The organism is Thermosipho globiformans, assembly GCF_003990895.1.
Taxonomy (GTDB): domain Bacteria; phylum Thermotogota; class Thermotogae; order Thermotogales; family Fervidobacteriaceae; genus Thermosipho; species Thermosipho japonicus.
In genome coordinates, this window is the sequence record NZ_BHXD01000009.1 from 1 (window position 1) to 13,860 (window position 13,860).

A 13,860-nucleotide genomic window follows, 5' to 3' on the forward strand; every position below is an offset into this window, starting at 1 on the left:
TCCTCAAAAGCCATATTATATGACTAAATATTTTTGTTTTTTTCTTTATCTCTTGCTTGACTCATTACCGGAAATCTTCTCTATTAGTGTATCAACTAGAGGCTTATAAATCTCATAATTTGTTCCTGCGATAATACATGTATTTCCTTTTTCTTTATATTCTGTTAATATTTCCATTAACTTATCTATTCTCTCCTTATCAAGCGCAAGTTCTGGTTCTTCCCATATTAATAGCTCCGGTTCATTTATCAATGAAAGGGTTAGTTTTGCAATTTTTCTCATTCCATGAGATGATTTTTTATATTTTCTATTAAAATCTATATCCCAAAATTTTTCATACTTTTCCAGTTCTTCATTTAAATTTCCATAAGTAAAACCCTTTTCTTTCGCAAAATAAATTATATTTTCTTTTAAACTTAAATTTTTATATAGCCCCATTCCATCAACTACAACTCCCAGTTTTTTTAAAACTTCTGGCTCATTGTATGGTTCTTTTCCCAATACTTTTATTTTCCCACCCTTTGGTTTGATTATTCCGACTAATAACTTCAAAAACGTACTTTTTCCAGAACCATTTGAACCTTTTAAATAAACAAATTCACCTTTACTAATTTTCATAGTAAAGTTTTCAACAATCTTTGGTCCTTTCGTAAAATAAAATCGAACATTTTCCAAAACAACTGGCTCCACTTTTTTACCCCCCTCAAAAATTTTTTCGATTATTTAATAAAAAATGCTAAATCTACAAAAATAAAAATTTATTATTAATTTGTTCTTGTGATTTTTTTATCAAGATAATTTAAATTGTATTATCTTGTGAATGATAATTACAGTAATTTCGCATAGAGGTTATTTAAATTATTATTTATTTACATCTATCAGTTTATATTAATATTTTACAAAGATTGTAAATTTTACAAGATTTATAAATTCTCTGAAAGTTGTATTTTTATTATTATATTTTTGATTAATCTAAATTATACATTATTGAAATATAAATGTCAATTTAAAATTTATAGAAAATTAGAAGCCATAAATCAAATTTAATTTTAAATTGAATATTTATATGGTATTTAATGAATAATTATAGTATAATTATAGTATAATTATAAAAACTTTAGGAGGTAAATAATGAAGGTAAAGCTTATTAACCTATATGGATTTTTGAATTTTTTTACATTTGGTTTTGTTTTAGTACTTATTGGGCCTTTAATTCCAGTAATTGAAAAAAGTTTTTCTATTAATCATTCATTGATTGGGCTAGCTTTAAGTTTAGGTTCAGTAAGCTTTTTAATCGGGTCACTAGTTTTTGGATTTTTGCTTGAAAAATTTAATACATTTAATGTTGTTTTGATAGCGGGTGTTATTTTTTCTATTGGCGTGTTTATACTTTTCATAATGAATTCTTTTACTTTATTTGTATTTGGCAATTTCATGATGAATTTTGGGGGTGCTGCATTAGAAGTGAGCATCCCATTTTTAATAGGTGTTTCTGGAACTGGAAAAAAAGCAAAAAAATTAAATTTCCTTCATTCTGCTTTTGCAATTGGTGCAGTTATAAGTCCTATAGTTTCGTATTTTATATTAAAATTTACCAATTTATGGAGAACTACTTTTGCAATTGGGTTTATAACAAGTTTGCTACCATTTATTTTTCTTTTTTTGATAAAAAATACCATAAAAGAATTCCATTCTGAATATGTTAAAGAACAAATGCCTTTTAAAAATCTTATAAATTTTTCACTTGCAATTTTGATCTTAGCACTGTCCTTCTATGTTAGCTATGAAATGAACTTTTCTTCATGGATTTCTGTTTTTTTACATGAAGTAAGAAGTTTTAGTGTTTCTAGATCGGCAATTTTTCCTTCATTTCTGTGGTTAGGTTTGTTTGTCGGAAGATTATTTTTTGCAAAAATGCCAGAAAAATTTGGATATAAGAAATGGTTATTATTTGTTATAAGTTTTTCTCTGGTATTTTCAAGTTTTTCTGTATTTTTATCGATAAATTTTTTTATTTCTTCTATACTTATATTTTTTACCGGTTTATTTTATGCTACTACTTATCCAACTATTCAAGCTGTTATTGTTGAGAAATATAAATCAAATAAAGGTATTGCACTTAGTTTAGCATCATCTATCACTTCTCTGTTCTCGGGCGGAGCTTCATATCTAATTGGATTCCTCGGACAGTATTTTGGAATATTTTTTGGTTTTCTACTTATACTTATTTTTAATATTTTAGAATTAATAATTATTTCAATTTTTAAAGAGTATCGGAATAGATAAGAATGAATTTATAGATAGTTAGCATTCCAAAAGACCGTTTATATTCAAAAATAAGGCATATTTTTTTGGGTAATATATATATAGATATATCCGGAAATTAAAAAATGTCTTTATTTTCGAAAATAAAGATGTTTTTATTAAATGGCATAAATAAAGGAATTATTGAATTTTTATTTTAGATTCAAGAGATTTTTGTAATTAACCTATTGAATTAATTAAAAATTAAATAAGCATGTTTATTTTACTGAAAATGTTAATTTTTTAATTTCGTTTTGTACATTAAATAAGGTTACTACTTCAAAATGACAATTGCAAGATTTAAAATACTTGCAAATAAAACCCATAATATATATGGAATCAATAAAAATCCAGCTATTTTAGAAACTTTATAAAGCATATTATATTTATTAAAATAGCAATTCACAAAATAATAATAACTATAAAAGCCAAAAGCGGATTAGTTAATCCAAAAAATGAATATGACCAAAAAAAGATTAAGCACTAGTTGTAATAAGAAAACAAAAAGTAGAGTTTTAACTTTATTGCCAAAACCTTTTTCCCAAACAAGGAAAAGTGATAATCCTATCATTATAAACAAAATTGTTCAAAGAGGCGCAAATAACCAATTTGCTGGATTAAAGGAAGGTTTTTCTATAGTGATGTACCAAGTATCAAGAGATTTGTTTGTAATTAGTGAACTAATAAAATCTATAACCAGTGTTAAAATAATAGATAATAAAAACTTAATTCTTTTCCCAATTCTGTTTATCCATTTACGTTTTAATATAATAAATTTTCCAATTATAAATAAAACAAACATAGAATTTATTAAAATCCAAAGAACTGTGCCAGTATATAAGTAAAAATTATAACTTAATCAGGATAACCATGTGCAAATTATTTTAGAATTTTGTAGAAAAACTAATGTAATAATCTGTAGTTATAAATGGAATAAATATTTCTGGACCATTTTCAGTATATAAAGTATAACTGAGAAGATTATAAATCCAATCGGTTGCAGTAAATCCTTGAATAAATCTTAAAGGACTATCCTTACCCCATAAAAATAATCTATATCCTACTTCGATTCCAGAATAATTATCATAATACCAAGAAAACCCAAATTTAAAGGTTGAATAAATTGATTCTTGTCTTAATTCTTTAATAAAATTATCCCATTCACTATTTTTAGTTTCAGATGATGTAATTAAATTAAGAACAACTCCACTTTCTAGTGAGCCAAAAATTTCTATTTTATCTAAAATAAAATAACCAAGATTAATAAATCCTCTGGGTACTATAGCAAAAACATAATCTGAAAAGTCTGTTATTCCTGGAAAAATAATTTCAAAATAAGATTTAATTGAAGATCTATCAAAAATATAATTTGAAAAATAATAATTTCTCGTGGCAAAAATAAAGATAGGAGTACTTTCGATTGATTCTCTCATGTACACTCTAGAAACAAAAAGTGGATCTATGAAATAATTCTGTGATGAAAAAATAGCATTATTGTTAACGTAGTATCTATAATTTAAGTTAAAGATACCCAATATATCAAGTAGAGGCTGTGTCAAAATTTCAGAATTTTTAAAAGCGTATCCTAAAGACGTAAATTCAACAAAAGGACCTTCTTCGTGTTTTGGCCTAATGTATGAAAATTGAACTGAAAAAGCTTGAAAAATCAAGATTATTAAAAAGATAATTATTACTTTTTTAACCATAATATCACCTCCTATAATTTATTATATCACTTTTATATTATATAATACACGAATAATTCATTGAATTTTATATTCTTACTATTTGAAAATAAAAAAAGTAGTCAAGTGTTCCTAGATAGTAATTGTTTATTATGAAATTACCCCCTAAAATAAAAAGCTCCACGAATTGGACAATTCATGGAGCTTGTGATAACAAAAAAGTTTGTACACTATCTACAGTTCATTTTAACATTGTAAAGAACATCAAGTATTAGCATATTTAAATTCGTAGATTTTTAATTTTTATTGAATACCTTTCCATCAAACAAATTCACTTTTAATCTGACTATGAGATCAATATTTAAAATACATCAATAATAAATTTAAGATAATAAAACTTAATATCTAAGTATGAAAAGTTCTTAGAAAAAAATATAAAATTCCTATTTCAACTTACGAGGAGAAGAATATAAAAGTTTATGCATATCTTCACACCTTTTTATCCACCATTTTTTGTATTGATTATGCGAAATAATTTTTAAATGTGAAATGTTACTTATATTTTCATTTTTACACCAGTCAATACAAATTAAATATAATTCCCAATCAAGTTCTTCTGTTTCCCATTCAACTTTAATTTTTTTAAACCCCAATTTCCAAAGGGCAAATGCCCTTGTGTGACCATCTGTATAAAAAATAATATTATTAATTTTCTTAATAGGTATTGGGTCAAGGCTATTAACGCCTTTATTATATATGTATCTCATTACATTTTTGAGTTTTTCTTTTGAAATATAAAGTTGACTTGGCATTATTTTGTCAATATCAAAGTAAAAGTAATTAATATAAATACCCCCCATGAAATTTACAGATTTTATAGTAAGGATTCATTTGTTTTTTGATTACTAAATAAATTATATAACAATTTTTTGTATTTTTTCAAAATAGATTTGATTATCTATTCTTTTATAATATGGTTTGTAGCAGTTATTCCAAAACATATGTCGTTCTGTATTTAAAAAGCATATGATTATCAGATATCAATGTAAATAGATTTTAAGTACGTAAAACGTACTAATATTATTTAAAATTATTCAGACTCAGGTTAATGTAAAAAGTAGGTTAGAAAAAATTACACTAGTTAAGATTATTCTTGTACCAAAAAAAATCACTAACAAAAAGATGTAGCTTCTAAAAAAACATTTTCTTCAGTAAAAAACTTGTCATTTTTTACAGAGATTCATTTCAAAATTTTATGCTTCAAATTATTGTATTACCTCAAAGTATTTATATATTTAATTTTTCAGAACAACGAAAGAAAATATCGATAGAATAATGCAATATAATAGTTATTATATTGCATTTATTTTCGCTAATACATTTCCCTCTAAAAAGGAAATGAAATTATTAAAATTATAAAATTATCATTTTATAAGGAAATATACTCAATTAATTATAATTGATGCTACAATTTACAGGCATAAATATAGGAAGTAAATAAAAAATGCCAGTGTATTTCTACATCATCTAGCTGTATCTTTCCAACTTATTTTACGAGAATCAGAAGAAATATTATCATAATCGTATTTATTAAGTTTTTCTTTCAATTTCTGCCAACAATTTTGAGAACTTCTTTTGCCTCTGCCATTTTACCAAATTCAACTAATGCCTCAAGTATTGGTATTCTAAATTCCTTCTCTGGTGTTTTCAATCTTTTTTCTAATTTTACATATTTCTTTCTAGAAGTAATTTTTGATGCATCAATCATAAAAATTCTACGCCATTATCTCTTTAAATCCCCATTAATAAAAATTTCATTCCATTCTTTTTTTAGCTTTTATGAAAGAAATAGTACTTGATAAATTATTTTTAAGCAATTCGATGTATTCATAATTCCCACTTTTTAAAGATAGGACAATTTCATGGTTAATTTGTTAATAATTTTATTAACTTTAAAAATTAAAATTTCAAAAATTTTATCAACTTCATTTTTATTTTTTTCACTTTTTTCGCCTCTAAAAAATAGCATTTTTTATTGAACCAGATAAAATTTAATAATATTTATAATTAAAAATTTTTTCTTAGTTTTCATAATTAAACTTTTCTTTCAATATATTCTATTTCTTTTGAGGTTAATTCGTATAAATCATAAATTATTAAATTGAGTTCTATTTCAATTTTAGAAATCTTCTGTATTAGATTACTATTTTTTTGGCACATGATTATCTTTGAAACTAAAAAATCAATTTCTTTTTTCTGGTGTAACTTTTTTTTATTATGCAATAATGATATAGGTAATTTTTCTACAAATTGATTAGATAATAAAAAACCATTTGAGCCTAATTTATGAACATTCTTTAAAATGTAAAAATGAATCAATTTAGAATTCAAAATACCAGTTAAATAATTCAAATCATTCCCTGTAAAAAAGACCATACTATCTAATACATAAAAGTTAAATGGAACAATACAAAACATAGGTTTTTTTGTCACTCTTTGCCATACTACCTTTTCCTTTTCAAATTCTTGGTAATAATTTATAGAGTCTTGCGTCTCAAACCATTTATTGCTAGTTTTTTTTCTACTTTTGAACCCTAACTCCGGATATTTTTTCCCACTTTGCTCTAATTTTCTTATATCAAAATTTTTTAAAAAATATTCTTTTAAAGCTGGAAATTCCTCTATATTTAATTTTAAAGATGGAAAAGTCCCTATTAACCATTTCCCTGTCCATTTATATCTCCATTTTTCAATATCCCTACCTCTTAAAACTGGTTTAATAATTCCTTCAGTTCTTTTTCTTTCTTCTTCATTTCTACAGTTGTTTAATATCATATCTCTGGTATTTGCATCAATAATGAAAGCCTCATTTAGCCCTGTTAATACTCCTCTATATATATTTACATTCCAATCTTTCAAAGGTTTCCCCATTGATTCTATTTTTTCTTTAATCTTAAAATCAATATTATCTCCTATAAACCAAACATTCTTAGATGTATAAACCTCTTTTTGATTTTCTTCAACATATTTACTGATTTCCGTATTTCTATCCTTTAATTCAATTCCTTTTAGTTCATTTTTATTTTCTTCTTTTTGAATTATTAATATATTAGTATCAACCGTAGCCGCCCTAAATACTCCTGGCCCTAAATCAACAATTAATTTGGGATTGTATTTTTCAAAAAATTCCCTTAACTTCTCACCATATTTTGCTCTCATCCACTTATTACTTGTTATATAACAAAGTACTCCTTTATCTCTTAGTAGTTCTATTCCTCTTTCATAAAACAAACAATAAATATCTCCTGCTCCATCAAATGTTTTATAACCTTGTGTTTTATATTTTTTTGATAATTTTCCTCTATCTTTTTGAAGTTGGATATACGGTGGATTCCCTATTACTATATCAAATCCACCTTCAATTCCAAACATCCAAAATGGGTCGAAAAATTCTGCTGGCTCATCCCCAAATGGATCCCAGTTTTGTATATAATAGCCAAAAATTCCTTCTAAAAATAAAAAATTAAGAACTCCATTTTTTATTTTTTTAAATTCTCTCTTCAATTTGTTCTTTTTTTCAATTGAAATAGCACTAAAATATTCTTTAATTAATATTTTTAATTTTTCAATTTCTTTCGTTACAATTGTTATTTGATCTTTTTGTAAAGGTAATTTAATTAATGAATCAGCAGCTACAAATTTGAATTCAAGATTTGGTAAAGGTTGAATATTTCTATTTTCTTTTGTATCATCTACTTTCGATTCAATTATCAACGATAGATAAATTCTTAATTTCGCAAGTTCAATTGCCACTTCCTGAATATCCACACCATATATCGATTTTTCTATTATGTGTAACTTACGTATAAATTGAAAGGTTTCAGTTTTAAATCTATTTTCTAACGCAATTTTTAAGCTTGAAGATAAATTTTGAAACATTATTTCTTTGTAATAACTTGCTTTTGGATCAAGAAATTCTAATATATGTGTTAGTTTCAATAACATCCCAACTGGAAAAGCTCCACTACCACATGCTGGATCTAATATTTTTATGTTATAAAAAGCATTCAATATCTCTTTTTTTTCTTCACATGTTAATAAATCATCTTCATTTTGAATATCTAAATAACTTTGCAAGATTTTTTCAATTTTTTCTTCAGAAATATTTGTATGTTCAAGTAAATAGTACTTTAATGATTCTGTCACCATAAAATCTACTATTTCTTTTGGTGTATAAAAACTTCCAAGTTCTTTTCTTGCGCTTTCTCCTGTTTCTGGATTTATTTCAGCTAGCAGGTTCTCAAGTATTAATCCCAACATTTCTGGATCTATAGATAATTCAATATCTATTGGAGTATTCTCATCTACTGTAAAGTTATAAGTTTCTAAATGTTCAAATAATTCTTTAATTAAAATGTCTGGTATTCTTAAAGAATCATAATATTTAGATTTTCCACTTTCTTCTAATTCATAAAAATCGTGTTTTTTTGGAGTAAATAACCCTCCATTCAAAAATGGTATTTCCTCAAAAAATCGAATTAAATCAAATGTATTAATTTCAAAATTTCGTTTTCTTAACCTGATGGGAGTATTTAATATTTCAAAAAATAAAGGTTCGAGAACTGTATGATAGTAATTTTGCCTTATAGCCTTTGATGACAATATTTCTTCTGGAATTAAAGGCTTACCTTGTATGGATTTCTTCTTTTTTAAAAACCATAAGAAAATAATTCTACTTAAAAATCTAATTGTAAAATTTTTTCTGTTTTCATCATTATCGTCATATGGCAAAGAAATATTATTAACAAACTTATAAAAAATATCATGAATCCCTTTATAAAACTCTTTATTAACAACTTCAATAGAAAACCTATTTCTTAAATCTTCTAAAGAATTTACTTTACCAGAGAGCTGAGTCATCACTGTATGCAATTTGGAATTCGGACCTAATAAAAATGAATAACGTTTTGGATTAGAAGTTTCAACAATTACTTTTCCTTCATATCTGTAATTAACTGTTAAATAAGAAAATCTATAGTCATCCGAGTTTTCGGAAATAAAGACTGCCAGTGCATTTTCAACAAACTGATTTCTAAGAATCCTAAATGCTTCCTTTGTTAATGAAATTCGAGGATCTGATTGAGATGTGTGTTTGAATTCATAAATTGGTATTTTAAGCTTTTCATCTTCTCCTATGAGATAGCATTCTTTAATGTATCTACTCTTGGAACTTATATAATCATCAACAGGAATATATGAATTTTTTCGAACAAATCCATCAGTTAAGAATGATTCTAAAAATTTTTGAAATTCCTCTCTGTTATATCTTTTTGAAAAATCCATAGTATCCCTCCATTTTTGCTTTAAATTAAAAAAACAATTATCATATAATAAAAAATTATGTTCTCATTAATTATTTGCTTGTCTTTCAAATTGCTCAATAAAGATGATTTCAGCATCTTTTATATGTTTATTATTACCATTATATAATTTTTTCAGATATGTTTCTGGTATAAGATTTTTAATTTTTTTAATACATTCCTCTTTATCCTTTAAATTTTTAGTTAATTCATAAATCTGCTTTATATAAAATCTTGGTAAAATTCTCAATTTAATTACCTTCTCTAATAACTCAAAATATTCATCATTTAAATTGTTATAATTAAGAAAAGCTAACAATTTAAATTCTATTGATTGAGGACTCAAATTTACGCTTTCTTCTATTTCCATTTTGTAATCTTTAATCTTTTCTAAGAATTTGTCTAATTTTGAATCAACTTTTATAGATTTTTTATTTTTTACCTCTTTTAATAACTTTAGAGCTTTTTCTATTGGCCATTTATCAATGTCATCATGATTTAACATCAGAAACGTCAAATTAGTTCCTTCTTTGGCAAATACTAAAGCACCATCTAAATTTGCTACCAAAATCTTTGTTCTGACTCTTTTTGGTAATTTTAGAGCTTCATTATATATATTCTTTTTAAAATTCTGATATCGATGTAAGTCGTTTAAAAATTCAACATCCCATGAAATTTCTTCATCTGATAACTCTTTTGCAAAATATGAATTTAATTCTTCTTCAGAAGTCAAAGTTTTCATATCAGTTCCAAAAATAAAATTAAACATATGTATTTTAGCTGTAGAAATTTTCTTTACCGAAGTTTCATCTTCTCCAATTTCAGAGGGAAAATAATTATAAATAAATATTTCTTTTTGCACATTCTTACCAATTCTATTAATTCTTCCAACTCTTTGTATAACTCTAGTAGGATTATATGGAATATCATAATTAATCAATACATCTGCCCTGTTTAAATTAAAACCTTCAGATAGTGCATCTGTTGCAATTAACAGTTGAACATCATTAGCTTGGTTTTCATAATTTGCATCAAATTCCTGCATAATTATTTTTCTATTAAATTCTCTTGCATCTTCACTTGTATACTTCATTGTTTTAAAATCGTCTTTGAGATTTTCATATAAATAATTTACAGTATCAATAAATTCCGAAAAAACAACAATTTTTCTGTTTGGTTTTTGTGAATATAATATTTTTAAATGATCCTTAAAGGAAATTAGTTTTTTATCTTCTATTTTAAATAATTGATTATTAGAAAACCACATATTATATATTTCTTCCAAAATTTCTAAGTCAGATTCCATATCTTCTAAAAATGCCTTTTTGATTTCTTTAGAGTCAATAAAAAAGTATCCTTTTTCTTTTAAACTTTCTAGTTTTTCATCTTTTAATAAATCTTCATCGATATAATCATTATCAAAAATAAGCTCAGGATCAATAATTCCACCTCTTTTATAAATAGGAACTTTACCCGCTTTATACCATTTAATCATAATTTTTGTGTATTTCATCATATTCTCAATAGATTTTTTGAAAGCTTCTAATGAGCTTTCAAATCTTCTAACCAATAATTTTCTCATAAATTGTGAAAGATTCTCATGCAAAATTTCAAAATTTTCTGTGCCAAAATACTCAATTAGTTGTTCTTTATATTTATTGAAATTCTTAATATAGTGGGTTACTCTATATCTAGAAGCTCTGAAAAATTTACTATCGTTTTCTTCCGTTGGACAAATCATTTCAAGAGTTAAAAGATATTTGTCTTTTATATCATCTAATTTATATGTTAAAGATTGAGGCTCATTAACTTTTGGAAAAGTAATATTTTGTGATTGAAGATCTTCTCTATAAATATCTATTTTTTGCAAATCAAGCCTTGTTCTTCTAATTATTAGTGGATTTATTATATTACGAATTTCTTCAGATATACTTTTAATTTTTTCTTTATCATCTTTTTTTCTAGCATCTTTAAATTCATCATCTAATTTTTTAAAAATGTAATACAAATTTTTACCCTTTGTATTAATAAATGTCGCCCTAGCTGGGTTTTGGAATAAAGAAATTAAGTTAAAAATTTCTAATGGCCTATTATTAAAAGGCGTTGCAGTTAATAAGATAACCTTATTTCCATAACAAATTTGATGAAGTAAAGCATAGTTTTGGGTTTCATTATTTCTAAATCTATGTGATTCATCTACAATTATTAAAAATTCGTTGCTATTTATTTTTTCCATGTAATCCAATACATCTGATAATTTTCCACTACTAAAAACCTTACCTTGAAAATCAAAATCTTCTTTATACATTTCCCATGTACTTACAAGATGTGGAGGAGATATTATAATTGTTTTTTTTCTTAAAACATGAGCTATTGTTGAAGCTATTACTGTTTTACCTAACCCTACAACATCTGCAATTATTGCTCCATTATGTTGTCTTAAAATTGATACTGCTTTTTCAATCGCATCTATTTGATATTTTAAATCATAAAATTTATTATTTGTAATTGCTGAGGGCAAATATTCTTCTTCAAGCTGTTTTGTTTCAAAATATTCGTAAAGAGCTCTAACATAAATTAGTTCAGGAGAAGGAACAATGCCAAGAAAAGTTTCTTTAACAACTTTTTCTTCGAATTCTGTGAAATTATCTTTACTTACAATTTCTACAGATTCTTCCCAAAGCTTATCAAAGATTTCTTTTGCTTCAATAAAATAATGAGGATCCCTTAAAAATACATTAACCTCATTTTGAGATGAGAGACCACTTGCAGAAAAATTACTTGAACCAACAATTACATAGCCTGGATTTTCTCCATTTTCCTTATTTTTTCTTTCAAAAATATACATTTTTGAATGTGTAGAGTTTTTTGTTTTTCTTATTTCAAGTGTTCCATTTTTAATTTTTTCTAAGAAAACTTCAAATGCTTCTTGCATTTTTGATAAATCATAGTAATTAGTATTATTAATAAATTCTTTAAGTTTATTATAATAGTCCTCTCTTATTGATAATTTTGATTTATCCTCTGTTTTAAATATATTATAAGTTTCTTTATATATATCATCTAGACCTTTTTCTATATCAAGGCCAACAAGTATTTTTAATTCTTTATCTTTATAATGTTCATAAATTTCAGAAAATCCTGAAAAATAAAAATAGCCTACTAAAAAGTAACATTTTGAAATTGAACTACTTATGTTTTTTAATGTTTCTGATAACTTTTTATGTTTGTTTGTAATAAAAGTTCTCATTTCCATTTTTATACCTCTTTTCCAATAAATTCATTATAAACTTACTGACAAGTTTAATGCTATGGATTAGAATATAATAAATTAAAATATGAAACGCTTATAAAAAAATAAACCAACATAGTTTCATTTTTTAATTCTTTTAATAAGTTCTTCACCCTCAAAAAGTTTATCATATTTTTCTTTTCTAATTTCTTTACTGGAAAGATCTACTTTTATTCTTTTCAGAAATCCTTTAAAATCTGGATTTTCTTCTGCAAGTTTATTTATAGTATCCCAATCTAAGTCTCTTTTATGTTTCGAAGGGAAAATGATTTCTGACGAATCTGGATTCTCAATATCCAGTTTAATTACACCAATGCCAAATGCTGTAGATAATCTTTTTAGTTCATTCATTAATTCTTCATCTTTATCTATGTTTGCAGCTACTAAATAACCTTCATTTGCCCAAGAGGAATTTGATACTGCTTGAAAGAAAGATTCTCTAAGGTTGTGAAATCCAATCTCTCTTTTCAATTCGAAAGAATACAAAATTATCGATGACGAACCTATTTCTTTTGCAAAATCAAGAACTTCACTTTTCCATTCTTCAATCGGAAAATATACTCCTACAATGTCTGGATGCAACCATTGTGAATATTTTCTTTTGCTTGATTTTTCGTGGTATATTGTTTTTGTATAAATTCCCATATATGTATAAGCGAAATACGTTAGGAAAGGATGTAGTTCCCTTTCTGAATAGTTTAATTTTTTGGGACCTTCAATCTTCCCTTTTTCTTTTTCTTCTATTTTTTTCAATTCAGTTTCTGATGCCAATTTTTTTAAAAAGAATTTCCGTGGCTTGGAGCCTATTTTTACGAAAGGAGAAAGAGGATTATCTCTTATATCTACATAAATTTGTGCACCTATTGTTCTCCATGGAGTTTTACCTTGTGAGCTACATAATTTATCGTATCCTTTTTTCTTAGCTAGTTCCCATATTTCTTCTACCGTTAAAGGACGTTTTTCTTCTTCAAGTATTTTAATCGCCAATTCTTTAAAGGTTAACTTATCCATAATTTTGCACCTCTTTCTTTCTAAAGACTTTCATATAAAACAATATTGGTGAAAAAAGATTCATTACTTGAAATAGAATATAATTTTTTGTGTAAGATATGCCTTCATATTTTCTTAGTTTTTTATGTTTTCTCACATTATTTCAAAAACTTTTCTTCATTTTTTCTGTATTTTTCGCTCATTGATTTAGTTATTTTTTTTGAATGAG

At 25.1% G+C, this 13,860-nt stretch carries 8 protein-coding genes and 1 pseudogene; 1 reads left to right on the top strand and 8 read right to left on the bottom strand.

All coding sequences use genetic code 11. The annotated features are described in order from the left end of the window. Positions 1-45 precede the first annotated feature (45 nt). On the bottom strand, positions 46-690 hold the full coding sequence (locus EO083_RS06915) for an ATP-binding cassette domain-containing protein (protein WP_206512281.1): 645 nt from the start codon (positions 688-690) through the stop codon (positions 46-48). A 441-nt stretch (positions 691-1,131) separates the two neighbouring features. Between EO083_RS06915 and EO083_RS06920 the strand changes: the two genes are divergently transcribed. Then, on the top strand, positions 1,132-2,286 hold the full coding sequence (locus tag EO083_RS06920) for an MFS transporter (RefSeq protein WP_126993432.1): 1,155 nt from the start codon (positions 1,132-1,134) through the stop codon (positions 2,284-2,286). A gap of 292 nt (positions 2,287-2,578) precedes the next feature. Here EO083_RS06920 and EO083_RS10170 read toward each other — a convergent pair. The 7 genes and pseudogenes from EO083_RS10170 to EO083_RS06950 all read right to left on the bottom strand — a co-directional run bounded on the left by EO083_RS10170 (position 2,579) and on the right by EO083_RS06950 (position 13,652). Further along, a pseudogene (locus EO083_RS10170) lies at positions 2,579-3,106 on the bottom strand (TspO/MBR family protein). Positions 3,107-3,188: 82 nt separating this feature from the next. Beyond that, entirely contained in the window at positions 3,189-4,010 is an 822-nt protein-coding gene (locus tag EO083_RS06930) for a hypothetical protein (RefSeq protein ID WP_241230009.1), read from the bottom strand. A gap of 422 nt (positions 4,011-4,432) precedes the next feature. Then, positions 4,433-4,801 carry a hypothetical protein gene (locus EO083_RS06935; RefSeq protein WP_126993433.1) on the bottom strand — a complete coding sequence of 123 codons (369 nt, stop codon included), beginning with the start codon at positions 4,799-4,801 and terminating at the stop codon, positions 4,433-4,435. A 791-nt stretch (positions 4,802-5,592) separates the two neighbouring features. After that, positions 5,593-5,757 (bottom strand): hypothetical protein, encoded by a 165-nt coding sequence (locus tag EO083_RS09885; RefSeq protein ID WP_164723705.1) that lies wholly within the window; start codon positions 5,755-5,757, stop codon positions 5,593-5,595. 326 nt (positions 5,758-6,083) lie between these two features. Beyond that, positions 6,084-9,332, bottom strand: a complete 3,249-nt coding sequence (locus tag EO083_RS06940; protein ID WP_126993434.1) for an Eco57I restriction-modification methylase domain-containing protein — start codon at positions 9,330-9,332, stop codon at positions 6,084-6,086. 66 nt (positions 9,333-9,398) lie between these two features. Further along, a complete protein-coding gene (locus EO083_RS06945; RefSeq protein ID WP_126993435.1) occupies positions 9,399-12,605 on the bottom strand; it encodes a helicase-related protein in 3,207 nt (1,068 codons plus the stop codon). A 117-nt stretch (positions 12,606-12,722) separates the two neighbouring features. Then, positions 12,723-13,652, bottom strand: coding sequence for a COG2958 family protein (locus EO083_RS06950; protein ID WP_126993436.1), 930 nt, complete (start codon positions 13,650-13,652; stop codon positions 12,723-12,725). Between the last annotated feature and the right edge of the window lie 208 nt (positions 13,653-13,860).